Here is a 25,009-nt window from a genome sequence, read left to right as displayed (position 1 = left end):
ATTGAGGTAGTGCGAACCTGCCTTCAGAGCAGGACCACCGTGTCGCACCATTCGGCGGCCAACTCCTCGTCATGGGTCACCACGAGCACGGCCTTGCCCCGGTCCGCCAGGTCGCGCAGCAACGCGCCGACCTGGCGCATATGGCACAGGTCCAGGCCGCTGGTCGGCTCGTCCAGCACAATCAGCTCCTTATCACACATCAACGCGGAGGCAATGGCCGTGCGCTGCTTCTGCCCGCCGGACAGACTCATCGGATGCCTGTCCGCCAGCCCCGCCAGATCCAGATCGGCCAGGATGCGGTCGGCGGTCTGCAGGATATCCTCAGGCGCGTCGAACTCGTTGCGGTACGGCGTGGACAGCAGCAGCTCACCGCGCACCGAATCGGCGAACAGCTGATAGTTCACATCCTGCATGACCAGGAACCCGTGTCGTGTCAGTTCGGCGGACGATGCCGTCTCGCCGTGCCTGAGCACGTTGCCGGCCAACGGTTTGGCCAAGCCGACCAGGGTGCGCACCAATGTGGTTTTGCCGACACCGTTATGCCCCATCAGCCCCACGATCCGACCGGCATACAGCGACAGATCGGGAATCGTCCGACTGAAACGCTCGTGTCCGGGATTGGGGCGGCGCAGCCGGCCGAACGGGCGGGCATCACGGTAGCCGACGGTCAGTCCGCGGGTGGCGATGACCGGAGACGTTGCGTCCGGCCGAAGCTGGGGGCCGATGGTCGTCGCCGCGGCCGTGATGCCGTTGCGCGGCTGCGGCGCGGCCGTGACGCGTTGCCGCACAGCAGCGTGAGACGCGGACAGGTCCAAGGCGCGCAACCCCCATTGCTCGCGCTGATGCTCCGGCATGCTCCGGAACCGGTCGGAGGGGCAGTCGAGCATGATATGGCCGGATTCGAAGAGCACGTAGCGGTCGGCCAGGTCGGCGCACCAGGCCAGCCGGTGTTCGGCCACCACAATCGTGACGTTGGAAGCTTTGATATGGGAGAGCATGGCATTGAGGTCCGCCATGGCTTGCCGGTCCAGATTGCTGGTCGGCTCGTCGAGCACCAGCAACCGCGGGCGCAGCATGCAGGCGGCGGCCACGGCGATGCGTTGCTTCTGACCGCCGGAGAGCTGGAAGATGCTCCGATCCAGCAGATGCGCGATGCCGAACGATTCCGCAACCTCCCGCACGCGCTCGCGGATCGCGGACGGCTCCCATCCGGCGTTCTCGCAGGGGAAGGCCAGCTCGTCAGCCACGAGCGCGTTGAAATACTGCGTCTTCGGATTCTGGAAGACACTGCCCACCACGGCGGCGTATTCCTCGATGGCGGCCTGGCCGGATCGCAGTCCGTACACCGTGCACGAGCCGGTCAGGTCGCCGGTGTGGAATGCGGGCGTCAGACCGTTGAGCAGCCGGGTGAACGTGGTCTTGCCGCAGCCGCTCTGGCCGCACAGCACCACGAATTCGCCGTTGCGGACAGTGAGCGTGACGTCGTCCAGCGCGGCGGGCACGTTGGCCGATGCGCCGGACGACGCGTTGGCCAACGTGCCCGTAGCGGGGGACGCGGCGGTGGCGGCGCGACCGGTCGTTTCCGTTTCGGCCGATGGTCCGGTGCGGTAGCGGAATCCGATATGCTGCGCGTCGATGATGATACGGCCCGTGCCGTTTCGTGAATCCGGGGCGTTGCTCATAGCGACCCCGCCAGGAAAAGGATCAGCGGCAGCGCGCACAGCGCCATGACGGCCCAGTCGAGCAAACCGATGCGGATATCGGTCATGCTGGTATGGCGGCCCGGATTGCCCAGCCCCTTGGTCAGCGCCGCCACGGACAGATCCTGCGCCACGGTGGTGGCGTTCATCAGCAACGGCACGATGATGTACTCCAAGGATTGCGCCGGATGGCGCAGCAGTGACCTGCCGCCGGAGGGGATGCCGCGCAGGGCCATGGCATTGCGGATATGCCGGTAGTCCTCGCGCAGCGTGGGGAAGAAGCGGATGACCACAATGCAGGGGATGATCACCGCTTCGGGGATGCGCATGCGCCGGAGTGCGGCGGTGAACTCACCGGGAGTGGTGGTGGTGAACGCGAATGCGCCGGTGATCAGGCAGGGCAGCAGCATGCGGATGCCGACGGCCAGCATCGGGAAGATGGCCAGCCATGCGCCGGTGCCGTGCGTCGGCGGTTCGATGAGGCTCAGCGCCAGCAGCACGGCGTAGATCAGTGCGAACCGCACACCCGCGCGGATTCTGCCGGACAGGAACAGCAACAGTAGGAAGAACCCGGTCAGCAGCGCCTCGGTCCGCGTGTCCACATGGCAGAACAGCAGCAGATTCGCTTCCAGCAGCAGGAACAGTTTGGTGCGCGGGTCCAGCCGGAGCCGGCGTGCGCGTGCACCCGCCGTTCCTGCGGTTGTGGCGGTCTCGATGGTTCCGACGGCTGCGACGCCTCCGGAGGATGCGGCGCCGCCGGTTGCGGTGGTTGCGGGCGTGCCGGCGGTGCCTCGTGTGGTGATGATGCCGGTCACGGCGGCTCCTGCGTGCGGTGCCGTCTCTATCGTGCCGGTCAAATGATGCCCGCCTTGGCGAAATGCTTGGCGCACATCCGCTGACCGAACCAGCCGCCGATCAGCGCGCACACGAGGATGGCCGCCATGGCCAGCCAGAACGATCCGGCGTTCACCTGCGCGAATACGCCGTCGATATAGGAGGCGTCCTTGCCTTTGGCTTCCAACGCCGCCACATAGGCGTCCTTCATGAACCACAACGGCAGGATCGGGCCCGTCAGGCCGTAGGAGAACACCACGTAGCTGGCCAGAATGCCGGCTTTGCTGCGGTATTTGCCCGCGGCGGCGATGAGGTCGGCGGCCAGCGCGCACACGATGTTCGCCAGGAACGCCAGGATGAAATGCCCGGAGACCAGGAAGAACAGCCCCATCACCAGTCCCATGACGGTGATGCCGCCGAATCTGCCCAATCGGGCGACCAGCAGCATGTACACGCAGCCGGCAGCCAGCGCGCACAGGGCCGGCAGCAGGATGGAGCCGAATCCGGCGAAGACGATGGCCGAGGCGAACGTGCAGACGGCCACAAGCACGAAGTAGATGGCGGTGAACACGCCGATGGTGACCAGGTCGGGGACGCTGAGCGCCTTGAATCCGCGGGGGAGCGTCCGGGCGGCGTCGGGCGTTGCGACGGGGGCGGTGCCATGGTGCGCTGTGGCGAACTCGGCGGTGCCGGCAGCGGCGTCGGGTGTCGTGATGCCGGACGTGGAGGTGAATGGTGCGGCGTCGATGGGGGATTCGGGCGTTGCGTGCTCGGTCATGGTGCGTCCTTTGTGTTGTGCCGGGCTGCGGCTTGGATGCCGCGGTGGATGCCGGGTGGCGATGCTGGTTTCAACCTATCGGGCGAAATGGCGGAAAACAAGACTTTTCTTTTGCGTGCGAATGTGGGATAATGCCGCGCCTGCTTTGCGCGCAGTCGCCATATGGGATTTGACGGGCGTTGAGGTAGACGTTGTACCAAAGAGCTCCTATTATGTAAGATGACAAAACTAAAGCGGAGGAGGCGTCGCTGCCTGCTCCGTACCGGCAATGAAGCGAATGGGGAAACCAGCCATGCGAATCTACGTGGACATCAATGCGGAACGCGACGGCGACGGCAGCGAATCGCGTCCGTTCCGGCACATCGACGACGCGGCTCGCGTCGCCATGCCCGGCGACGAGGTGCTCGTCGCCCCCGGCATCTACCGCGAATACGTGAACCCCCGCCACGCGGGCACCGAGGACGCGCGCATCACCTACCGCAGCGTCGAACCGCTGGGCGCGGTGATCACCGGTGCTGAACAGGTGCGCGACTGGGAACCGTATCAGGGTGACGTGTGGGTCGCCCGCATTGACAACACGGTGTTCGGCACCTACAACCCGTACACCACCTACGTGTACGGCGACTGGTACTTCGCCGGACGCAGCAAGCACACGGGCGCGGTCTACCTCAACGACAAGATGATGTACGAGGCCGCGAGCGTGGAGGATTGCCTCAAGGCCGAACCCTCCGAAACCTCATGGGAGCCGGAGGCCTCCGTTTACCAGTGGTACGCGGAGCAGGACGGCGACCGGACCGTGATCTACGCGAACTTCCAGGGGCGCAACCCCAACGAGGAGAACGTCGAGATCAACGTGCGCCGCGAATGCTTCATGCCGTCGGAAACCGGCGTCGGCTACATCACGGTCAGCGGATTCGTCGTCACCAAGGCCGCGACCACCTGGGCGCCACCGGCCGCCTACCAGGACGGCATGATCGGCCCGCACTGGTCCAAGGGATGGATCATCGAGGACTGCGAGATCAGCAACAGCAAGTGCGCCGGCATCTCGCTGGGCAAGTACTACGATCCGGACAACGATCACTACTTCACCACCCGGCACGTCAAGAGCCCGACCCAGATGGAGCGTGACGCCGTCTGCCGCGGCCAATACCACGGCTGGCTCAAGGAGAAGGTCGGCGGCCATATCATCCGCCGCTGCAACATCCACGACTGCCAGCAGGGCGGCATCATCGGACGCATGGGCGGCGTGTTCTCGCTGATCGAGGACAACCACATCCATCACATCAACAACATGATGGAGCTGGGCGGCGCCGAAATCGCCGGCATCAAGATGCACGCGGCCATCGACGTGACGATGCGCCGCAACTGGATCCACCACTGCACGATGGGCATCTGGTGCGACTGGGAGGCGCAAGGCACGCGCATCAGCCAGAACCTGCTGCACGACAACCAGCGTCCGGCGTTCGCCAAGCAGCTCAAGGGCGGCATGTGCAGCCAGGACCTGTTCGTGGAGGTCAGTCACGGCCCCACGCTCATCGACAACAACATCCTGCTGTCCGATGCCGCACTGCGATTCGCCACCCAAGGCGTGGCCATGGTCCACAACCTCATCTGCGGTGCGCTGACCTGTGTGGGCGGCGGCACGACCTGGCGCTACACTCCGTACCATATGCCGCACCGCACCGAGGTCATGGGCTTCATGACGATCCTGCATGGCGATGACCGGTTCTACAACAACATCTTCGTACAGAAGTGGCCGGCCGAGCCGTTCGTCACCCTGCATGACAATGATGACGGTTTCGACGAGGAGAACCGCGAGGTCGGCACGCATGTGATGGACGAGTATCCGACCTACGACGAGTGGATCGCGATGTTCGACATGGACACCGACACCCCCGACATGGGCAAGCTCGAGCCCGGACATTTCCACAGCCTGCCGGTCTGGTGCCGCGGCAATGCGTACCTGAACGGCGCGAAGGCGTGGAAGCATGAGACCGACTGTCTGGTCGACGCCGAGCATCCGGTGAGCGTGGATGTGGTGGTCGGCGAGGACGGTCGACCGCGCCTGAGGACCAACCTGTATGACGTGCTGGGCGAGTTCCGCGCCGGCATGGTCGACAGCGACGTGCTGGGGTGCGCATTCGAACCGGAGCAGCGCTTCGAGAATCCGGATGGCACGGCCATCGTCTTCGACCGCGACTATTTCGGCGGCCACCGCGGTGTGGCCGTGGTGCCGGGGCCGCTGGCGCAGTCCGACGGGGCCGAGCAGCCGTTGTGGTGAACACGGGGTTCGCACTACTTCAAGGTTTCCCATCCGGACTCGCCATTTTCCGCCGGTCCGGATGGGAAAACCCGAAGTAGTGCGAACCTCAGTTCGCGGCCCCGGGCACGCGGGCCGTCTTCTCCGGTGTGATCGTCATGCTTTGGAAGCGGTGCTGCATGTATGCGTTGTCGAAATGCTTGGCGTAGAACACCTCGACCGGCGAGTTCGGCTGCAGTCCGGACTCGCGGTCATACCAGCACTCCAGCGACTGCAGGGTCATCACGCCGTTGACCAGCATGAGCAGCGCGCACACCGTGGTGACCGCGTACCGCCATTGCCAGGGGATGCGGTTGATCAGCCGCAGCAACCATGGCAGGCAGAATTTGATCCACACGAACCCGAGCGCGCCCCACATGCACATGAACAGCGTGCTGGTGCGTCCGCCGGTCAGCTCGGCGATCGGGTCGGGGAACAGGCCGAAGATCGTGAACCCGGAATAATCCCAAGCCACCGCGCCGAACGACACCTCCATGAACCAGCTGGTCGCCGCCTCGAACGCGCCGCCGATCACGGCCGACACCAGGAAGATGATGAGCGGATTGGCTTTGTAGAACCGGTTGAGTGCGATGGTCATCAACGTGGCGCCAAATCCGTAGATCGGCGAGAACGGGCCGAACAGCATGCCCGCGCGGTCCTGATAGTGGCCGGGATCGACGATCACCATGTGGTAGATCGTCTCGATGATCAGGCCGATCACGCAACAGACCGTGAACACCCAGAACAGGTTGAAGAAGTTCAACTCGATGAACCCGCGGCCGTCCTTGGCGCGCCCGAGCGTGCCGGCGGCGGCCTCCTGCGCGAGCTCCTTGTCGCGCCGTTGGCGTGCCAGCTCGCGCTCGCGGTTGAGCGACGGATCCACGGTGGCGGCGATGACCAGAAGGATCGCGATGCGGATCAGCGGATCGGCCACATGGCCTTTGAAGCCCAACAACATGATGGTGATGAGACCGATCACGATGTTCAGCAGCACCAGCAGATAGGCGTAGAGCGCCGCATGCCGGCGCCGGTTGCGCAGCAGCGAGATGCCGAACGCTATGGCGGAGATGCAGTGGACGAACACCAGCACGAGTTGGATGACGGTCAACGTCACCGTCAGCGTGACGTGGTATGAGTGCCCGACGGCATCGGCGCCGCCGTTGGCCAGCGACCAGATGATCAGCGCACCGCCCACCAGCACGGTCGCGCCGCTGACCAGCGAGATGACGCCGTAGATCTTCATCAGCAGCGGAATCTTGCTGTTCGCCCGGGCGGACGGCTCCGCGGACGCCGGGGCGGATGGTGTGGCGGAAGGTATGGATGCGGCAGCCGACATGGGAACTCCTTCATAATCAGACACGCGACACGGCGCTGGGCGTGACATTTCCATCGTAGCCGTGGCGGCTGCGGGCCGCCCCCTCTACGGGGGTGGGCGACACGCCGATGCGTGGCAAACCTACCCCTGAAGTTTGCCGACTTTCGCGGAAAACCAACAATCCCGGCAAACTTCCGGGGTAGGTTTGCCACCACTTCCGCGTGTCGCCCCGCGGCTACGATGAGAGGGAAGGCGAAAGGAGCGCGTGATGCCGAAGGCGATCAAGGTTACGGGGGTCCGGGTCAACAACCTCAGGAACATCGACGTGAGCATCCCCCTGGATGCGTTGGTGGGCATCGCCGGCGTCTCCGGTTCGGGCAAGTCGTCGCTGGCGCTCGACGTGCTGTACGCCGAGGGCTCGCGCCGGTATCTGGATGCGCTGTCCACCTACACGCGCCGGCGCATGACCCAGGCCCGGCGTCCGCAGGTCGACGAGATAAGCTATCTGCCGCCGGCGCTGGCCCTGCGGCAGCGTCCGGGTGCGGGCGGCATGCGCTCGACCTTCGGCACGATGACCGAACTGCTCAACGTCCTGCGGCTCATGTTCTCCCGTCTGGCCAGCCACCGTTGCCCGAACGGGCATTACGCGCCGCCTTCGCTGGACGTGGCCACCGGGGCCGACACCGTATGCCCCGAGTGCGGCGTGTCCTTCATGGGGCCGGGCGCCGAGGACCTGGCGTTCAATTCGACCGGCGCCTGCCTGCGTTGCCAAGGCACCGGCATCGTGCGCGAGGTGGACGACGCCACGCTGGTTCCCGACGAGTCGCTGACGATCGACGAGGGGGCGGTGGTGCCTTGGCGCACGTTCGGGTTCAACGTGCAACCGGATATCGTCCGTGAATTCGGCGTGCGCACGAACGTGCCGTTCCGCAGTCTGACCGACGCCGAGCGCGAGATCGTGTTCAACGGTCCCGAGGAGAAGAAGCATATCGTCGTCACGTCGATGAAGGGCGTACATGATCTGGACTTCACCTTCCGCAACGCGCGACTGACCGTGCTGAAGGAGCTGGAACGCGCCACCGATGAGAAGCGGTTCGCCAAGGTGGCCAAGTTCCTGGTGGAACGCACCTGCCCGGATTGCGGCGGCACGCGTCTGAGTGAGGCGGCGCGCGCCCCGCGAATCGGCGGATACGGATTGGCCGAGGTGACGGCGATGCCGCTGCGTGACGTGCTGGCATGGGCGAAGGGCGTGCCGGATGGACTGCCCGCCGAGATGCGGGACATGGCGGCAACGCTGGTCGCCACGCTGCGGGAGATGGGCGGCCGTCTGATGCAGTTGGGCTTGGGGTACCTGACGCTGGACCGTTCGTCGGCGTCGCTGTCGACCGGCGAACGCCAGCGTGCGCAACTGTCGCGCGCGGTGCGCAACGAGACCACGGGCGTACTGTACGTGCTGGATGAGCCGAGCACAGGCCTGCATCCGGCGAACATCGAGGGGTTGATCGGCGTGATGCATGACCTGCTCGACGCCGGCAATTCGGTGGTGTTCGTCGACCATGACGTGCGTGTGCTGCGCGCCGCCGACCATTTCATCGAGATGGGGCCCGGCGCCGGACGGGAAGGCGGGCGGATTCTCGCGCAGGGCACGCCTGAACAGATTGCCGTGAACCCCGAATCCCGCATCGCCGGATTCCTGACCGGCCGGGAGCCGTCGGTCATTCGTGAGCGAGCGGCAATTCCGTCGTTGCCGGCGGATTGGACGGGCCCGTTGCCGACTGATTGGGCAGGGCAGTCGCCCGCTATCTCCGGCGCGTCCGCGGCGGGAGTTGCGTCGTTCCGGGATATCGAGGAGGAAGACGTGGCGGTGGCGGAGTCTGACGTGGATGCGGAGCAGTCTGCGGTTAGTTGCGAATCCGCAACTAACCGCAGATGGCTGCGCATGGCCACCGCGCCGGTCCACACCGTGCGCGCTTTGGATGTCGCAATCCCGCGCGGGCGGCTCACCGCGGTCACCGGCGTTTCCGGTTCCGGCAAGACCACGATGATTCTGGAATCGCTGGTGCCGGCAATCGAAGCGTGTGCGGAGGACCGTCTGCTGCCGGCGCACGTTACGTCGATCGATCCGGCGGGCATCGACCGTGTCCGCATCGTCGACTCGACGCCGATCGGCATCAACGTGCGCTCCACGCTCGCCACCTATTCGGGCGTGATGGACATGCTGCGGCGCGCCTTCGCCGGCACGGACGCGGCCAGGGGGAAGGGCTACAAGGTCGCCGATTTCTCCTACAACACCGGTTCGCTGCGTTGCCCGCAGTGCGACGGCACCGGGCGGGTGGACCTGGACATCCAGTTCCTGCCTGACGTGACGATTCCCTGCCCGAGCTGCGAAGGCCGACGGTTCCGCGCCGAGGCTGATACGGTGCGTCTGGCGACGCCGACCCGCCCGCAAGGACTGACGATGCCGGAGGTGCTGGCGCTGAGCGTGGATGAGGCCTTGTCGGTGTTCGACCCGAAGAGGGCGGTGAAATGCGAGGCGCGCGATGCCGGACCGGCTGCGTCGAACGGGTCGGTTGCCGGGGGCGACAACGCCGTGCGGGCCGCCGACGCCGTGCGGGCCGGCGATGCCTCGCAGGTCGGTGCGGGTGACCGTATTGCCCCGACGCTGTGCCGGCGCATCCATACGGCGTTGGAGACGCTGTCGTCGTTGGGATTGGGGTATCTGACGCTCGGCGAGGACACGCCGTCGCTGTCCGGCGGCGAGGCGCAACGGCTGAAGCTGTCGAATGAGCTGGGCAAGAAGCAGCACACGTCGATGTTCGTGCTCGACGAGCCGACCACCGGCCTGCACCCGCTGGACGTGCGCACGCTGATCGCCGTATTGCAGCGCCTGCTCGACGGTGGTGCCACGATCGTCGTGATCGAACACGATCTGGACATGATCGCCAACGCCGACTTCGTCATCGACATGGGCCCCGGCGGCGGCGAGGATGGCGGCCGCATCGTGGCGGTCGGCACGCCCGAGGATATCGCCGCGAACCCCGACTCAGTCACCGGGCGGTACCTCAAGTCCGTGTTGTAGGACCGGCTTTTCGAACAGATTCGGTGACGGACTGTGCGCGCTGCTGGTCCGGCGTCGCGAGATTCCCCGACTGCAGATGCTGCCGGTGCTGTGGTAGGACGCGTCTGCATGGTGGACATGGGGTGCCGGTTCCATATCCGGCTTGCTATGCTCGCAGCATGATCATTCGCTGCTGTTGTTGTCGCTGAATCGGGCCGCACCCGCGGTCGCATCGTCCGTTCCTCCGACTTCGATTCCGCAACCGTCAACAACTCGCAGAAGGCAGCATCATGACCATCCATACCCGTATCACCGATCTGATCGGCAACACCCCGCTCATCCGTCTCAACAGTGTCGCCACCGGCGTGCGCGCCACCATCGCGGTCAAGGTCGAGTATCTCAATCCCGGCGGTTCGTCCAAGGACCGCATCGCCGAACGCATCATCGACGCGGCGGAACGCTCCGGCGAGTTGAAGCCCGGCGGCGTGATCGTCGAACCGACCAGCGGCAACACCGGTGTCGGTCTGGCCCTGCTCGCCCAGCAGCGCGGCTACCGGATGATCGCCGTCATGCAGGACAAGGTCTCGCAGGACAAGCGCGACGTGCTCCGGGCCTACGGCGCCGAGGTCGTCGTGACCCCGAGCGGTCTGGAACCGGATGATCCGGGCTCGTATTATTCGGTTGCGCGACGGTTGGCGTCAACGATTCCCGGCGGCTACATGCCGAACCAATATGCGAACCCGAACGGTCCGGACAGCCACTACCGGACCACCGGCCCGGAGATCTGGCGGGATACCGATGGACTGGTCACCCATTTTGTCGCCGGCATCGGTACCGGCGGCACCATCACTGGCGCCGGGCGGTATCTCAAGGAGATCTCCGGCGGTGCGATCACCGTCATCGGCGCGGATCCGGACGGTTCGGTGTTCTCATCCGGGGAGGGGCGTACCCACCCGTTCCTGGTGGAGGGTGCCGGCAAGGAGGAGGTGCCCGAGGTCTACGATCCGTCCGTCATCGACGGGATCGTGCCGGTGCCGGACGCCGACTCGTTCGAGATGACGCGGCGGCTCGCCCGCGAGGAGGGACTGCTGGTCGGCGGGTCGTCCGGCATGGCCGTGGCTGCGGCGATCCGGTACGCGCGTGAGCATGATCTGGACGAGAACCAGCTGATGGTGGTGCTGCTGCCGGATTCCGGCCGTGGCTACATGTCGAAGATCTTCAACGATGACTGGATGCGCGCCCACGGTTTTGCCGACGTGGTCGAACGCACGTCCGCTCCCGCGCTGGTCGAACGGTATCTGTAGATATCTACCGTCATCCATGGCGCTCGGCTAGACTTGGACGGTATGGTTGGCGATGCGGATATGACGGATATCACAGGAGACGCGGGTCTCCCGAGCGGCTCGGATAACGCGGATGCCGTGGATGGCGTCGCGGCGCGGGCGCTGGCCGCGCTCAAACGGTACTTCGGCTACGATTCGTTCCGGCCCGGACAGGAGGGGCTGGTCGAAACGATCATGGCCGGCAGGGATGTGCTCGGCGTCATGCCGACCGGTGCCGGCAAATCCGTGTGCTATCAGATCCCCGCCGCATTGTTGCCGGGCGTCACCATCGTCGTCTCGCCGCTGATCTCGCTGATGCGTGACCAGGTGGATGGGTTGAATGACGCGGGTCTGAACGCCGCGTACATCAACACCACGCAGGATCCGGACGAACAGGGCATGGTGCTGGCCCAGGCCGCCGCAGGACAGGTCAGGCTGCTGTACGTGGCCCCCGAACGGCTGGAAACCGAACGGTTCCAACGGTTCGCGGCACAGGTGCCGATCGCGCTCGTCGCCGTTGACGAGGCGCATTGCGTATCCCAGTGGGGTCAGGATTTCCGCTCCGCATATCTCGGCATCGGCGAGTTCATTGCCTCGCTGCCGCAGCGGCCCACCGTCGCCGCGTTCACCGCCACCGCCACCGAACGCGTGAGGCGCGACATCGTCACGCTGCTGGGCCTGCGCGACCCGCTGGTGACCGTCACCGGATTCGACCGGCCGAACCTGTACTTCGACGTCATCCGCCTGGAGACCAAGCACAAGGCCGCATGGGTGGCGCAGTACATCGCCGCGCACCCGCAGGATTCGGGCATCGTGTACTGCTCCACGCGCAAGGAGACCGAGGCACTCGCCGAAACGATCAACCAGATCGTGCCGCAGCTGCGAGCGGCGGCCGGAACGGCGTCTGGATCGGCCGCCGGTGCCGGAGTCTTCGGCGCAGGTGACGGCGGGCGCGGCGTCGTCGTCGATACAGCCGAAAACGGCGGCGCTGCGGGGCCCTCCGCGGCGGGCGCGGAGACTTTCGGCGGCGATGGGGGAGCGTCGATTGCGGTCGCCTACCACGGCGGCATGCTGGCCGACCAACGTGGGCGGGCGCAACGCGACTTCGTCACCGACCGGGTGCCAGTGGTCGTGGCCACCAACGCCTTCGGCATGGGCATCGACAAATCGAATGTGCGGTTCGTCATCCACCACAACATGCCCGAAAGCATCGAGGCCTACTATCAGGAGGCGGGGCGCGCCGGGCGCGACGGCGAACCCAGCCGGTGCACGCTGCTGTGGAACGAGGGCGACATCGTGACCCGCCGGCGGCTGCTCGACACCGACAACGAGAACGAACGGCTGACCCCCGAGGAGCGCGAGATCGTGCGTATGAGCCGGCGTCGGCTGCTGGACGGCATGATCGGCTACTGCCGGACCACCGACTGCCTGCACCGGTACATGACCCGCTACTTCGGCGAGTCGGATGACGGACGTGACGCGCATTGCGGCAACTGCTCGAACTGTGAGAGCACGTTCGAGACCATCGACGTGACCGACATCGCGCGGGCGATCAGCCGATGCGTGCATGACGTGAACCAGTCGTTCGGCTCCGGCAAGATCGTGGCCGTGCTGCGCGGCTCGCAGGCGCAGGACGTGGTCTCCCGAGGACTGGACCGATGCCCCAGCTACGGTGTGCTGCGCGATGTGCCCGAAGCGCGGGTGCGGGATGTGCTCAGTCAGATGGCCACCGACGGGTTCCTGTTCATCTCCGAGGGGCGGCTGCCGATCGTGCGTTTCGGCCCGCGGGCGGCGGAAACCGTGACCCCCGAGTTCCGGTATGCGATCAAACGTGTGGAACGCAGGGAGGGTGCCGCCTCGGGGCGGGGCGCCGCGCCCCGGCATGTGGGCGGAACATACGGCACCGGGGGCTCCCCGGCCGTGGCCGCGCAGGATGCCGCCGAACTCACCGACGCCGACGAGATGCTGTTCGAGCGGCTGCGGGCGTTGCGCCGGGATATCGCGCAGGAGATCGGCAAGCCGCCGTACATCGTGTTCTCGGACAAGACCCTGCGCGACATGTGCGCCAAACGGCCGCGTACGCCCGCGGAATTCCTGGAGGTCCACGGCGTGGGCGAGAACAAGCTGAATCTGTACGGCGAACGGTTCCTCGCCACCATCGCCGAGTCCGCCTAGGCCGCACCTCCTCCAGCGCCACATGGCGGCGTGCCGTGCCGGCTCATATGCACGAATCCCCCGATTCTTGCGTTGGCAACGCAACTATGCGACCCATTCCGAACGAATCCCCCGATTCGGACAGATCGCGGGACGTCCATATGCGTGGCGTGTAACCCGGCAGGCGGATAATGGACGGTACCTGACTGCAACCGACACCATAAGGAGACAGGGATGAGCGAAGACAGCAAGCCGGTGGTGGAAAGCTTCCAACTCGACCACACCAAGGTCAAGGCGCCGTATGTGCGCTACATCGACACGCAGACCGGACCGAACGGCGACGTGATCTCCAACTACGACCTGCGGCTGGTCCAACCCAACGAGAACGCCATCCCGACCGGCGGCCTGCACACCATCGAACACACGATCGCGGTCCTGCTGCGCGAACGCATCCCCGGATACATCGACTGCTCGCCGTTCGGCTGCCGCACCGGATTCCATCTGCTGACCTGGGGCGAGCATTCCACCGAGGACGTGGCCCGCGCCCTCAAGGAATCCCTGGAGTTCATCGCGGAAGAGGCCACCTGGGAGGACGTGCCCGCCACCACCATCGAAAGCTGCGGCAACTACCGCGACCACAGCCTGTTCACGGCCAAGCAGTGGTGCCGCGACATCCTGGCCCAGGGCATCAGCTCCGACCCGTTCGAGCGCAGGGTGGTCTGAGAGTCCGTCGTGCGGCCGGCGCAACGGTGCCGCCCGGCCGCGGCCGTGATGGCGCGGGACTTCACCACGTGGACGTGCGCACGCGTAAGACGATACGCCGTGCTAGCTTTATCGGTCAGTTGACGATGAGGAAGATGAGGACCAATTGACCGACACCATGCCCGCGCGGCGGTTCCGTCACGCCACAATGCGGGATTTCCCGCAGATGCAGAAAATCTACGCGCACGCCCGCGAACTCATGGCGCGCAGCGGCAACCCCACGCAATGGGGCACCACATTCCCCAAGGAGGAGGTCGTCCTCGACGACATCGCCAACCATCGCACGATGCTGCTCGTGGACCGCGTGGACGGCAGGGAACGCATCCTGGCCCAGTTCGCGCTCTGCCCCGGGGAGGATCCGACCTACAGACATATCGACGGCGCCTGGCTCGACAACGACGCCTACGTGACCATCCACCGCATCGCCTCGGCGGGACTGGTCCGCCACGCCGCGCGCGACTGCATCACCTGGGCGCTCAAGCACTACGGCAACGTGCGCGCCGACACCCATCCGAACAACAAGGCCATGCAGCATGTGCTCGAAACCTGCGGGTTCGCCCGCTGCGGCCTGATCCAGCTGCTCGACCGACCCACCGACACCACCCGCATCGCCTACCAGCGCCACGAATGGTGACAGGCATGTCACACGCCGGTGCCGAAAATGCCGGGATGAGAAGCGCCGCACGCACAGATGGCCTGGCATACGCCGAAAAGTGACAAAACACTGAAAAAGTAACGGAAGACCACCGTATTCGTCACCGCAAGGGGACACAATGGAGACCATGACATTGAGTGCAGCACCGCAATGGCGGTTTTCCAGCGAGCAGGGTAAGGCGAACTACGAACGGGCGCTCCGGGAATACCCGGCGCAGGCGATTGTGGACCTCGCCGCATTGCGCGACAACATGCGGCATCTGGTCGAGGTGTGCGGCGGACCCGAATCCGGCACTGCCGTCATGGGCGTGGTCAAGGCCGACGCCTACGGGCATGGGCTGATCCCGTCCGCGCTCGCCGCGCTCGCCGGCGGCGCCACCTGGCTGGGCACCGCGCAGGCCCGTGAGGCGCTGCTGCTGCGCAAGGCCGGCATCGGACTGGACCGTTGCCGAATCCTGACCTGGATGTACAGCGGCCCCACCGCGCCGCTGGACGAGCTGATCGCCAACGACATCGACGTGTCGGTCGGCTCCCTCGACGGCATCGAGCTGGTCGCCGACGCGGCGCGCGCCACCGGCCGCACCGCGTTCATCCATGTCAAGGTCGATTCCGGATTCGGCCGCAACGGCTTCACCGAGATGAACTTCCCCGACGCGGTGGCGCGGCTCGCGCCGTTGGCCAAGGAGGGACTGGTGCGCGTGGTGGGCCAGTGGAGCCACCTGGCCGTGGCCGATGCCCCCGATGTACCGGAGTTCGTGGCCGCCACCGACCAGCAGATCGAGAACTTCAACGCGTTCACCGAGCTGATGAAACAGGCCGGCATCGCGCCGCAGATCCGGCATCTGGCCAACACCGCCGCCACGCTCGACCGCCCGGAGATCCGCTTCGAGCTGACCCGCCCCGGTATCGGCCTGTACGGCTACGAGCCTGACCCGGCCATGGGCACGCCGGCCAAGTACCGGCTCAAACCGGCCATGACCCTGCAGGCGCAGCTTGGCACGGTCAAGGACGTCCAGGCCGGGCACGGCATCTCCTACGGACGCACCTACCTGACCGGCGAACGCACCAGCACCGCGATCGTGCCGATCGGGTACGCGGACGGCATCCACCGCTCCGCCTCCGGCTTCGACGTGGAGGGCGCGCAGCACGTGGACAAGCCCGGCGGCCCGGTGCGCGTGATGACCGTGGAAGGGCCGCGCGTGCTGCACGTCTCCGGACGCGTGTGCATGGACCAGTTCGTACTCGATCTGTGCGGCTCGGCCTCCGAATTGGGCGTGCACGAGGGAGACACGGTCATGCTGTTCGGCCCGGGGCGCGGCGAGGCCTACGGCGAGCCGACCGCCGACGATTGGGCGCGCGCCGCCGGTACGATCAGCTATGAGGTGTTCACCTGCCTGCGCGGGCGCATCCCGCGCCTGTACCTGAACGCGCGCGAGGTGCTGTCCGAGGACGACCTCAGGCTGCTCGACCCCGCCAGCATCCTGTAGGACCGGCAGGGAGACGATGATGGAGCCGATGGTCGGTTCGGGGGAGCGGTTGCCCGACAGCGAGGGCTACACCGCGTTCGACGAGGAGCGTTGGGCGGCGGAGCCTCCGAAATCACGCAACCGCACCTCCTTCGAACGCGACCGCGCCCGGCTCATCCATTCCTCCGCGTTGCGTCGGCTCGGTGCGAAAAGCCAGGTGCTGGTCGCCGGCACCGACGATTTCGCGCGCACCCGGCTGACGCACACGTTGGAGGTCGCCCAGATCGGACGGCAGATCGCCGCGATGCTCGGCTGCGACCCCGACGTGGTCGACTGCGCCTGCCTGGCGCACGATCTGGGTCATCCGCCGTTCGGACACAACGGCGAGAAGGCGTTGGCGACCATCGCCACCGGCATCGGCGGGTTCGAGGGCAACGCGCAGACGCTGCGCCTGCTGACCCGGCTGGAACCCAAGATATTCCATGACGACGGCCGCTCGGCCGGCGTGAACCTGACCCGCGCCTCGCTGGACGCGGCGGTCAAATACCCGTGGACCTACGCCGAGGCCGTGGCGCGCGGCGGCAATGGCCGCAGCGTGAAATTCTGCGTGTACCCGGATGACGTGGACGTGTTCCGCTGGCTCAAGCAGGGCGCGCCGGCCGGCGCCAAGCCGATGGAGTGCCAGGTGATGGACCTGTCCGACGACATCGCCTACTCGGTGCATGACGTGGAGGACGCCATCGCCACCGGGGCGTTCAATCCGATCGTCCTGGCCGACTCCCGCATCGTGGACCGCATCGTGGAGATCACGCGCGAGTGGTACGGCGAGCGGTGGGACCCCGACCTGCTGGTCACCGCCCTGGAGCGGCTGAGGCACGAGCATATGTTCCCGGCGCATTTCAACGGCTCCAGGCAGGCGCTGGCGCAGCTGAAGAACATCACCAGCACACTGATCGGCCGATTCGCCTGGTCGGTGGAGCGCGAGACCCGCGCCACCTACGGCGGCGGCCCGCTGACCCGATACTCGGCCAACCTGGCGATCCCCGAACAGACCAGCTATGAGATCCTGGCGCTCAAGGGCATCGCCGTGTACTTCGTCATGGCGCCGCGCGAACGCGAGCCGTTCCATCAGGAGGAGCTCGGCATCGTGGAGGATCTGGTGGACGTGCTCATGGCCGACTCGCCGCGCCCGAGCGACGCGCTCGAATCGGTGTTCCTGCAGGACTGGAACGAGGCCACCAACGACGACGAACGGCTGCGCGTGGTCATCGACCAGGTGGCCAGCCTGACCGACAACTCCGCGCTCGCCCTGCATTCCATCCTGTGCTGACCCGGTCGGCGCATCCCGCGTGTCCGTAGGGACCGCGGCGTAATCCGTTCCCACGCGGTACTCTGGAAGCTATGCCCGGAATGATCAAGAAGGAAGACGTTGAGAAGGTGCGTGCCGCCGCGGACCTGTACGACATCGTGTCCGCCTCCGTCACCCTGAAGCCTTCCGGCACCGGCACCTACGTCGGCCTCTGCCCGTTCCACGACGAGAAGACCCCCAGTTTCTCGGTCCGTCCCGCGCTCGGCGTCTGGCACTGTTTCGGCTGCGGCCTGGGCGGCGACGTGTTCGGCTACGTCGAACAGCAGGAGAACATCGACTTCCGTGAGGCGGTGGAGCTGCTGGCCGACCGCTACCACATCGAACTGCATTACGAATCCGGTTCCGGCCGCAACGAACATGTCGGGTCGAAGCGCACGCGCCTGCTGGAGGCCAACGAGGAGGCGCAACGGTTCTTCGTCTCCCAGATCATGAGCAAGGAGGCGCTCGCCGCCCGCAAGTTGCTGGGCGGGCGCAACTTCAGCCAGGCCGACTGCGAGCGGTTCGGATGCGGATACGCGCCGCAAGGATGGGACAACCTGGTCCGTCACCTGGCGGGCAAGGGATTCACCCAGCAGGAGATGCTCGACGCCGGTCTGGCCCGACGCGGGCAGCGCGGCGTCTACGACTACTTCCGCGGCCGTGTGACCTGGCCGATTCGCGACTCGACCGGGCGCACGCTCGGATTCGGTGCGCGCAAGCTGTATGACGACGATGCGATCGCCGCCAAATACATCAACACCCCGGACACGCAGCTGTATCGCAAGAACCAGGTGCTGTACGGCATCGACCTGGCCAAGGCCGCCATCGTCAAGAAGCGTCAGGTGGTCATCGTGGAGGGCTACACCGACGTGATGGCCTGCCACCTGGCCGGCGTGGATACGGCCATCGCCACCTGCGGCACGGCATTCGGGGCGGAGCACGCCAAAATCGTCCGTCGGCTCATCGCCGACGACTCCCTGGGCGCCATCCAGCTCATCGGGCCGCTGAAGGTCGAGGGGCAGGCGCTGAGTTCGCGCATCGTGTTCACCTTCGACGGCGACGCGGCCGGGCAGAAGGCCGCGCTGCACGCCTTCGGCCTGGACGCGGCGTTCCTGAGCCAGACCTTCGTGGCCGTGGCCGACGACAACCTCGACCCCTGCGACCTGCGCATCGAACGCGGCAACGAGGCGGTGCGCTCGCTGATCGAGCGGGCCAAACCGCTGTACGACTTCGTCATCGACGCGGCGATCGGACGGTTCGACACCACCTTCACCACCGGCCAGATGGGCGCGGTCAAAGCCGTGGCGCCACTAATCGCGCAGATCCGCGACCGGTCGCTGCACGACCTGTACACCCGCAAGGCCGCACGGCGCGTCGGCGTGGACTTGGACGTCCTGCAACGCGAGGTCGCGAACGAACGACGGCGACTCAACGTGCGCGACGAGGACGCCTACGCGCCGAAACGGCGGTATGGCGCGGGCGGCGCCGCACCCCGCGAATCACGTATGGAACCGGGGCAGAACCCGTATGCGAACCCGGCCGTGCGCAAGGCGTTGGAACGGCGCGATGCGAACGAACAGACGTATTACCGGATCGACGACGCCGTGTTCATCTGCGAGCAGCAGTTCATGGCCACGCTGATCCAGGTGCCGCGTGCCATCGATCGTGGCGCGTTCGGACAGCTGACGCTTTCGAATTTCATGACGCCGGTGTTCCGCTCCCTGTTCCAGGCCATCGCCGCGGCCGGTGGCTTGCCAAGCGACGATACGCCTCAAGGGCTGTGGATGCACAACCTGACCAAGGCGGGCGGGACGCTGCTGGAGCCGGTGATCAACGAACTGGCGGTTATGCCGCTGCCGTTGCCCGCGTCGGAACACGGCGCCGATGACGCGGAGGGCCCCTCGTCGATGGGTGGCGGCGTTGGCGGGGCTGCCGCCGTGCAGCTGCGTCCACCCACCCCGGCGGAGCGGCAGTATGCCTCCGAGCTGCTGGCTCGTCTGCTGGACATGGGATTCATGCGGCGTATCGGCGCGGCCAAGCGCAAGATGGCCATGCTGCCGGATGGCGAGGAGAAGATCGCCTTGCTGGGGCAGATCACGCAGATGGAGACCGCCCGCAAGGAACTGCAAGCACAGGTCTACGGCAACAACGTCGGCTGACCGCCGCCGTCGCCGGACTCCCGCTTCACGGTCGCGATGTATCAGAGTCCGGAAACAGAAACTTGGATGCCGAGGGGTGGGGATGGGTGGAGACGGTAGTGAGTCATCCCAAGGGAGAGACAGTGTATATGTCGCAAAACGATATATATTTATCGACAAACATTAATTTTAGGGATATTATGGAGATGTAGGACATGACAATGGGTGCAGCAAGGAGGTTGCATCATGAAACAGGCAATTGGTGCAAGGTGGGGCGGGGTCAACGGCGTCGCATCGGTGATTGCCAGAATCATAGAGATCGTGCTCTGGCTGGGTGTGGCATGGCTGGTCGTGGGGGCCGTGCTGTTGTACATGAACCGTTCGGCAATCGTGGTGGATGCCGATGCAAATCGCGTGTATGCGGACTCGATCTCGGTGTCCGGCTCGTTCCTGGACGTGGACGTGTATCTAGGGCGTGGGCGCATGCGTGACGAGGTGTATTATCCGCTGGTAGCGTTGGTGCTGGTGGCCCAACTCGCCATACTGGTATGCATGGCGTTGGTCTTTCACGAAATCGCCGATGTATGTCTGCGGCTGAAGGAGTGGGAGCATTCCCGTGGCGGATTGGAAGGGCCGTTCGGCGAACGTATGGTGCGGTCGTTCCGTTTCGTGGGATCCTGTCTGATCGCGCTGCCGGTCGTCTCCTGGGTGATGGCGGCGGTATGCGGCCTGCTGGGGGCTTCGGTCTCCGTGGGGCTGGGTTCGGTGGTGTTCGTCATGCTCGGGTTGCTCTGCTGGTCGTTGGCGCACGTCTTCGAGAGCGGTGCGGCCATGCAGCATGAGATGGATGGACTGGTGTAGCGGTCTTGAATGGCAGCGATAAATGGAGGTGATGCGGCGTGGGCCGGATCGTCCTGCGATTGGACCGGATGATGGTCGAACGCGGTCGGAGTCTGAACTGGCTGGCCGACCGCGTCGGCATCACCAACGTGAATCTGTCGAAGATTAAGAACAACCACGTCACCGCGATCCGTTTCTCCACCCTCGCCGCGATCTGCGAGGCCTTGGACTGCCAACCCGGCGATATCCTCGACTACGTGGAAGACGACACTCCCGAGTGCTCCGGACTCTGATGCAACGTGACTCTGAACTAACTTCAAAACCGTTGGAATTTCAACGGTTTGCGACATGTATCACGGTCACGATGCATCAGAGTCCGGAGAGGCCGGGAGTGTCGGGTGGAATGGGTCTTGTGGTCAGGCCTCGTGGATGGGCCTTGTGGGTGACCGAAGGATGTCGCCGAATCCACCGGTGTGGCCCTGTTCAGATGCGGTAATCGCGCAGGTCCTCCGGAATGGCCTCGTCGGGGAGGTCCCGCACGGCGTCCTCGGTGCCGGCTGCGGCTGCGGTGTCGTAGTACCAGCACTTGTAGCGCAGCATGTTGCGGGTGCGTTCGAGCTCGGCGATCTGTGACTCGACCTCGGCGAGCCTGCGGTGGAACATCGCGCGGCGTTTGCCGATGGATGAATCACCCTCCTGGCACCAACCGAGGAACTCCTTGATGTCTCTGATCGACATGCCCGAGGATTTCAGGCATTCGATGACCTTGAGCGTGGCCAGCTCCGTGTCGGAGAACACGCGGATGCCGCCGGAGGAACGTTCCATCGCGGGGAACATGCCCTCGCGGTCGTAATAGCGGAGCGTGGACGCCGCAATGCCGGTGACGTCCGATACCTCGCCGATCGAATAGTGCATGGTGTCCTCCTTCGCGGCGACACGCCACGATGCTTGACCTTAAGTTAACTTCAACTTCTACGATCATACTGCGATCCGAGACGAGCCGGAACAGCGGTTTCCCACAGTCCGGAAGAGGTCGGACGGATTCGGTCGCGACGATCATCGCAAGGAAAGGACAACGAATCATGGCGGATACCACAACCCTGACCCTCACCGAGGAATGGGACAAGACATTCCCGAAAAGCGAGCAGGTGAACCATCGCAAGGTCACCTTCCGCAACCGGTACGGCATTACGTTGGCGGCCGACCTGTACGAGCCGAAGAACGCCGCCGGACGCCTGGCCGCAATCGCGGTGTGCGGTCCGTTCGGCGCGGTCAAGGAGCAGGCCGCGGGCCTGTACGCGCAGACGATGGCGGAACGCGGATTCCTGACCATCGCCTTCGACCCCTCCTTCACCGGCGAAAGCGGCGGCGAACCCCGCTACATGGCCTCACCGGACATCAACACCGAGGACTTCCAGGCAGCCGTCGACTTCCTGTCCGTGCAGGAGAACGTGGATTCTGAACGCATCGGCACCATCGGCATCTGCGGTTGGGGCGGCATGGCGCTGAACGCGGCCGCACTGGACACCCGCATCAAGGCGACCGTGGCATCCACGATGTACGACATGACCCGCGTCAATGCCAAGGGTTACTTCGACGCGGAGGATTCCGCCGACGCCCGTTACGAGAAGAAGCGGGCGCTGAACGCGCAGCGGACCGCGGACTACCGCAGCGGCGCATACGCGCTGGCCGGCGGCGTGGTCGATCCGCTCCCGGACGACGCCCCGTTCTTCGTCAAGGACTACTACGACTACTACAAGACCCCGCGCGGCTACCATCCCCGTTCCCTGAACTCCAACGGCGGATGGAGCGTCATCGGCTGCATGTCCTTCCTGAACCAGCCGATCCTGCAGTACGTCAATGAGATCCGCAGCGCGGTGCTGGTGATGCACGGTGAGAAGGCCCATTCCTGCTATTTCAGCCGCGACGCCTACGCCGCCATGGTCAAGGACAACCCGTACGCGGACAACAAGGAACTGCTGATCATCCCGGATGCCGTGCACACCGACCTGTATGACGGCGGCGGCAAGGACGCGATCCCCTTCGGCAAACTGGAGACGTTCTTCAACGAACACCTGCGCTGATCCGGCGGAGGATACGCAAATGCCGTGTTGTCGCACGGACGCGACAACACGGCATGCTGGTCTCGTCTTCGGGCGCGTGTTGTCGCACGGATGCGACAACACGGCGCTGTGCATGCGGGTTGGAAGGCGTGTTGTCGCGTGGAGATGACAACACGCACCCGAAGACGGTTCTCACGAGCTGTGGCTTGGAACAGCAGGCTGAGGCTGAGATCGTACGCCTTGAGAACCGTGCCTCTGCGGCATATGCCGGGGTGATGGATGCGTTCAGCCCAGCAGCAGGGCGGGCAGCTCGGCCATCGTGTCGATGACCGCGTCGGCACCGGCGGCCAGGAACGCCTCGCGCGCCATCAGGCGCTCGCGGTCCCGCTCGGCGGGGGAGAGGACCTCGAACTCGGCCTGCGTGAGGCCCATCTGCGAGCTGCCCTCGGTCACACCGATGGTGAATGTGCCGGCGTTCTTGCCTTCCTTGATGTCGGAGACCGTGTCGCCGACCTTGGCCACGCGTCGCACATCCATTAGCTGCATCACCTGCATGTTGTGGAAGATCATGTACGGGTAGGGGCGGCCGAAGCCCTGCGTGCCGTCGGCGCTGACCCAATGGTCGGGGGCGTAGCCGAGCTCGGCGGCCTTCGGCACGACGATCTCCATCATCGCGTCGGTGTAGCCGGTGGTCGAGCCGATCTTCAATCCGGCCTCGCGCAGCGCGGCCACGGCGTCGATCACCCCCGGCTTCGGGTCGGCGAACCGGTCGAGGATGCTCAGCAGCTTGGGCTCGAAGTGGCTGTAGACGGCGTCCACATCCGCATCGGTGGGGGCGGCGCCATGCGCGTCCTCCCATGCGCGGGCGATGCGGTCCATGCCCATCATCGTCCTGATGTGGTCATGCTTGAGCATGCCCATCGGCTGACGGGTCTCATCCATCGTCGGCTCCACGCCGAACTCGCGGAACGCCTCCACGAACGCCTGCACGGGGGCGAAGCAGCCATAGTCCACGGTGGTGCCGGCCCAGTCGAAGATCACGGCGTCGAAACGGTTGGTCATCAGATACATCCTTTGCTATGCGGTTATCGGGTTGTCACAGAGCGGCCGACGCCTCGTCCATCGCCTCGATGGCGGCGGCGATGTCGGCGGTGCCGGCGCAGGCCTCGAGCAGGCCGCGCTCGGCCATGTACATGGCGAACAGTTCGGTCACGCGGCGGATGTCGTCGGGGTAGATCTCGCCGATGTTGCCCAGACGGAACGTCTCCTCGTCGGTCAGTTTGCCCGGGTAGATCGCGTAGCCGCGCTCCTTGATGAACGCGTACATGTCCGCGAAGTCGAAGCCCGCGCCCTCCGGGTAGGTGAAGGTGGTGATGATCGGGCCCTGATGGTCCTCGAGGAACGTGCCGAACCCGAGCGCCTTCATCCGGGCGATCAGCATGCGGTTGTTGGTGGCGTAGCGGGCCGAACGCGCGGGGATGCCGCCCTCGGCCTTCATCTCGTCGAGCGCCCTGTTGAACGCGAGCACCACGTGGGTGGGGGAGGTGTAGCGCCACTTGCCGCCGTCCTTCTCCAGCGTGTTCCACTGGTCCCACAGGTCCAGCGACAGGCTGCGCGCCTTGCCGCGCGACGCCTTCAGCCGGGCCGTGTTGCAGATGATGAAGCTGAAGCCGGGCACGCCCTGGATGCATTTGTTGGCGGAGCTGACCAGGAAGTCGATGCCCCAGTCGGACACCGGAATGTCCACGCCGCCGAACGAGCTCATCGCGTCCACGATGAACGTGCAGCCGTGCGCCTTGGCCACGCGGGCCACCGACTCGATGTCGTTGAGCAAGCCGGAGGTGGTCTCCGAGTGGATCATCGAGACGTGGGTGATCGACGGGTCGATGTCGAGGATCTCGGCCACACGCGCGGCGTCCGGGATCCGGTCGTACGGCTCGGCGTACTGCACGTAGTCGATGCCGGCGTGCTCGCAGATCTTGACCTGACGGTCGCCGTACGCGCCGTTGGTGCACAGCAGCACCTTCTCGTCGGCGCCGATGACGCTGGTCAGCACGCTCTCCACACCGAAGGTGCCGGAGCCCTGCATCAGCACGGTGGTGTACTCGGCGGGGTTGCAGTGGGCGAGTTCAAGCAGGTCGGCGCGGATCTTCTGGGTGATGGCCTTGTAGTCGTCGTCCCAGGTGCAGTGGTCGAAGAGCATCTCCTCCTTGACCGTGCGGGTGGTGGTCAGCGGGCCGGGGGTCAGCAGCTTGTAGTCGCGGTTCATGATGGTGCG

The 25,009-nt window shown here is 65.5% G+C and carries 19 protein-coding genes; 12 read left to right on the top strand and 7 right to left on the bottom strand.

Translation table 11 applies throughout. The annotated features are described in order from the left end of the window. Window positions 1-23: 23 nt before the first annotated feature. From OU11_RS01190 to OU11_RS01180, 3 genes are read right to left on the bottom strand one after another with little or no spacing between them, the layout of a single operon-like run. Entirely contained in the window at window positions 24-1,682 is a 1,659-nt protein-coding gene (locus OU11_RS01190) for an ABC transporter ATP-binding protein (RefSeq protein WP_081963368.1), read from the bottom strand. Next, window positions 1,679-2,515 (bottom strand): energy-coupling factor transporter transmembrane component T, encoded by an 837-nt coding sequence (locus OU11_RS01185; protein WP_223224121.1) that lies wholly within the window; start codon window positions 2,513-2,515, stop codon window positions 1,679-1,681. Before OU11_RS01185 ends, OU11_RS01190 begins: the two co-directional genes overlap by 4 nt. Window positions 2,516-2,553: 38 nt before the next feature. Next, window positions 2,554-3,312, bottom strand: a complete 759-nt coding sequence (locus tag OU11_RS01180) for an MptD family putative ECF transporter S component (protein ID WP_081963367.1) — start codon at window positions 3,310-3,312, stop codon at window positions 2,554-2,556. Window positions 3,313-3,604: 292 nt separating this feature from the next. Between OU11_RS01180 and OU11_RS01175 the strand changes: the two genes are divergently transcribed. After that, the gene (locus tag OU11_RS01175) at window positions 3,605-5,593 is read left to right on the top strand and encodes a right-handed parallel beta-helix repeat-containing protein (protein ID WP_033513984.1); all 1,989 of its coding nucleotides are present in this window, start codon (window positions 3,605-3,607) and stop codon (window positions 5,591-5,593) included. Window positions 5,594-5,681: 88 nt separating this feature from the next. On the opposite strand, the gene OU11_RS01170 is transcribed toward OU11_RS01175, so the two are convergent. Continuing rightward, window positions 5,682-6,947, bottom strand: coding sequence for a putative ABC transporter permease (locus OU11_RS01170; protein WP_033513983.1), 1,266 nt, complete (start codon window positions 6,945-6,947; stop codon window positions 5,682-5,684). 247 nt (window positions 6,948-7,194) lie between these two features. On the opposite strand from OU11_RS01170, the gene OU11_RS09455 reads away from it, so the two are divergent. From OU11_RS09455 to OU11_RS01120, 10 genes are all read left to right on the top strand, one after another. Next, complete coding sequence (locus OU11_RS09455; protein WP_034887735.1) at window positions 7,195-10,005, top strand: excinuclease ABC subunit UvrA; 2,811 nt, start codon at window positions 7,195-7,197, stop codon at window positions 10,003-10,005. A 269-nt stretch (window positions 10,006-10,274) separates the two neighbouring features. Beyond that, entirely contained in the window at window positions 10,275-11,288 is a 1,014-nt protein-coding gene (locus OU11_RS01160; protein ID WP_033513981.1) for a pyridoxal-phosphate dependent enzyme, read from the top strand. A 60-nt stretch (window positions 11,289-11,348) separates the two neighbouring features. Continuing rightward, the gene (locus tag OU11_RS01155) at window positions 11,349-13,481 is read left to right on the top strand and encodes a RecQ family ATP-dependent DNA helicase (protein WP_081963376.1); all 2,133 of its coding nucleotides are present in this window, start codon (window positions 11,349-11,351) and stop codon (window positions 13,479-13,481) included. Window positions 13,482-13,694: 213 nt separating this feature from the next. Next, window positions 13,695-14,183 carry an S-ribosylhomocysteine lyase gene (locus tag OU11_RS01150; protein WP_033513980.1) on the top strand — a complete coding sequence of 163 codons (489 nt, stop codon included), beginning with the start codon at window positions 13,695-13,697 and terminating at the stop codon, window positions 14,181-14,183. A 157-nt stretch (window positions 14,184-14,340) separates the two neighbouring features. Continuing rightward, window positions 14,341-14,856, top strand: coding sequence for a GNAT family N-acetyltransferase (locus OU11_RS01145; RefSeq protein WP_033514058.1), 516 nt, complete (start codon window positions 14,341-14,343; stop codon window positions 14,854-14,856). Between the two features lie 148 nt (window positions 14,857-15,004). Next, complete coding sequence (gene alr, locus OU11_RS01140; RefSeq protein ID WP_033514057.1) at window positions 15,005-16,363, top strand: alanine racemase; 1,359 nt, start codon at window positions 15,005-15,007, stop codon at window positions 16,361-16,363. A 16-nt stretch (window positions 16,364-16,379) separates the two neighbouring features. Next, a complete protein-coding gene (locus tag OU11_RS01135; RefSeq protein WP_223224122.1) occupies window positions 16,380-17,672 on the top strand; it encodes a deoxyguanosinetriphosphate triphosphohydrolase in 1,293 nt (430 codons plus the stop codon). Window positions 17,673-17,743: 71 nt separating this feature from the next. Further along, the gene (dnaG, locus tag OU11_RS01130) at window positions 17,744-19,849 is read left to right on the top strand and encodes a DNA primase (protein WP_033513979.1); all 2,106 of its coding nucleotides are present in this window, start codon (window positions 17,744-17,746) and stop codon (window positions 19,847-19,849) included. A gap of 225 nt (window positions 19,850-20,074) precedes the next feature. Then, window positions 20,075-20,689, top strand: coding sequence for a DUF2975 domain-containing protein (locus tag OU11_RS01125; RefSeq protein WP_033513978.1), 615 nt, complete (start codon window positions 20,075-20,077; stop codon window positions 20,687-20,689). 68 nt (window positions 20,690-20,757) lie between these two features. Next, on the top strand, window positions 20,758-20,961 hold the full coding sequence (locus tag OU11_RS01120; protein ID WP_033514055.1) for a helix-turn-helix domain-containing protein: 204 nt from the start codon (window positions 20,758-20,760) through the stop codon (window positions 20,959-20,961). A 190-nt stretch (window positions 20,962-21,151) separates the two neighbouring features. Here OU11_RS01120 and OU11_RS01115 read toward each other — a convergent pair whose 3' ends face one another. After that, on the bottom strand, window positions 21,152-21,583 hold the full coding sequence (locus OU11_RS01115) for a MerR family transcriptional regulator (RefSeq protein WP_033513977.1): 432 nt from the start codon (window positions 21,581-21,583) through the stop codon (window positions 21,152-21,154). A gap of 167 nt (window positions 21,584-21,750) precedes the next feature. Here OU11_RS01115 and OU11_RS01110 point away from each other — a divergent pair, with 167 nt between their 5' ends. Beyond that, on the top strand, window positions 21,751-22,752 hold the full coding sequence (locus OU11_RS01110; protein WP_033513976.1) for an alpha/beta hydrolase: 1,002 nt from the start codon (window positions 21,751-21,753) through the stop codon (window positions 22,750-22,752). A 264-nt stretch (window positions 22,753-23,016) separates the two neighbouring features. Here the strand turns inward: OU11_RS01110 and phnX are convergent, their stop codons facing one another. Both phnX and phnW read right to left on the bottom strand, forming a co-directional pair. Further along, on the bottom strand, window positions 23,017-23,793 hold the full coding sequence (gene phnX / locus OU11_RS01105) for a phosphonoacetaldehyde hydrolase (RefSeq protein WP_033513974.1): 777 nt from the start codon (window positions 23,791-23,793) through the stop codon (window positions 23,017-23,019). A gap of 34 nt (window positions 23,794-23,827) precedes the next feature. After that, window positions 23,828-25,000 (bottom strand): 2-aminoethylphosphonate--pyruvate transaminase, encoded by a 1,173-nt coding sequence (gene phnW / locus OU11_RS01100; RefSeq protein WP_081963366.1) that lies wholly within the window; start codon window positions 24,998-25,000, stop codon window positions 23,828-23,830. Window positions 25,001-25,009: the final 9 nt, after the last annotated feature.

This window comes from Bifidobacterium pullorum DSM 20433 (assembly GCF_000771405.1).
GTDB lineage: Bacteria > Actinomycetota > Actinomycetes > Actinomycetales > Bifidobacteriaceae > Bifidobacterium > Bifidobacterium pullorum.
Note: the sequence above shows the minus strand (reverse complement) of the source record. Positions and strands in the feature narration are given on the sequence as shown.

Bases quoted from the DNA above. Each gene is read 5' to 3' on its own strand.
- OU11_RS01190 (WP_081963368.1), bottom strand. From the start codon at position 1,682: ATGAGCAACGCCCCGGATTCACGAAACGGCACGGGCCGTATCATCATC.
- OU11_RS01180 (WP_081963367.1), bottom strand. From the start codon at position 3,312: ATGACCGAGCACGCAACGCCCGAATCCCCCATCGACGCCGCACCATTC.
- OU11_RS01175 (WP_033513984.1), top strand. From the start codon at position 3,605: ATGCGAATCTACGTGGACATCAATGCGGAACGCGACGGCGACGGCAGC.
- OU11_RS01170 (WP_033513983.1), bottom strand. From the start codon at position 6,947: ATGTCGGCTGCCGCATCCATACCTTCCGCCACACCATCCGCCCCGGCG.
- OU11_RS09455 (WP_034887735.1), top strand. From the start codon at position 7,195: ATGCCGAAGGCGATCAAGGTTACGGGGGTCCGGGTCAACAACCTCAGG.
- OU11_RS01160 (WP_033513981.1), top strand. From the start codon at position 10,275: ATGACCATCCATACCCGTATCACCGATCTGATCGGCAACACCCCGCTC.
- OU11_RS01155 (WP_081963376.1), top strand. From the start codon at position 11,349: ATGACGGATATCACAGGAGACGCGGGTCTCCCGAGCGGCTCGGATAAC.
- OU11_RS01150 (WP_033513980.1), top strand. From the start codon at position 13,695: ATGAGCGAAGACAGCAAGCCGGTGGTGGAAAGCTTCCAACTCGACCAC.
- OU11_RS01145 (WP_033514058.1), top strand. From the start codon at position 14,341: ATGCCCGCGCGGCGGTTCCGTCACGCCACAATGCGGGATTTCCCGCAG.
- alr (WP_033514057.1), top strand. From the start codon at position 15,005: ATGACATTGAGTGCAGCACCGCAATGGCGGTTTTCCAGCGAGCAGGGT.
- OU11_RS01135 (WP_223224122.1), top strand. From the start codon at position 16,380: ATGATGGAGCCGATGGTCGGTTCGGGGGAGCGGTTGCCCGACAGCGAG.
- dnaG (WP_033513979.1), top strand. From the start codon at position 17,744: ATGCCCGGAATGATCAAGAAGGAAGACGTTGAGAAGGTGCGTGCCGCC.
- OU11_RS01125 (WP_033513978.1), top strand. From the start codon at position 20,075: ATGAAACAGGCAATTGGTGCAAGGTGGGGCGGGGTCAACGGCGTCGCA.
- OU11_RS01120 (WP_033514055.1), top strand. From the start codon at position 20,758: ATGATGGTCGAACGCGGTCGGAGTCTGAACTGGCTGGCCGACCGCGTC.
- OU11_RS01115 (WP_033513977.1), bottom strand. From the start codon at position 21,583: ATGCACTATTCGATCGGCGAGGTATCGGACGTCACCGGCATTGCGGCG.
- OU11_RS01110 (WP_033513976.1), top strand. From the start codon at position 21,751: ATGGCGGATACCACAACCCTGACCCTCACCGAGGAATGGGACAAGACA.
- phnX (WP_033513974.1), bottom strand. From the start codon at position 23,793: ATGACCAACCGTTTCGACGCCGTGATCTTCGACTGGGCCGGCACCACC.
- phnW (WP_081963366.1), bottom strand. From the start codon at position 25,000: ATGAACCGCGACTACAAGCTGCTGACCCCCGGCCCGCTGACCACCACC.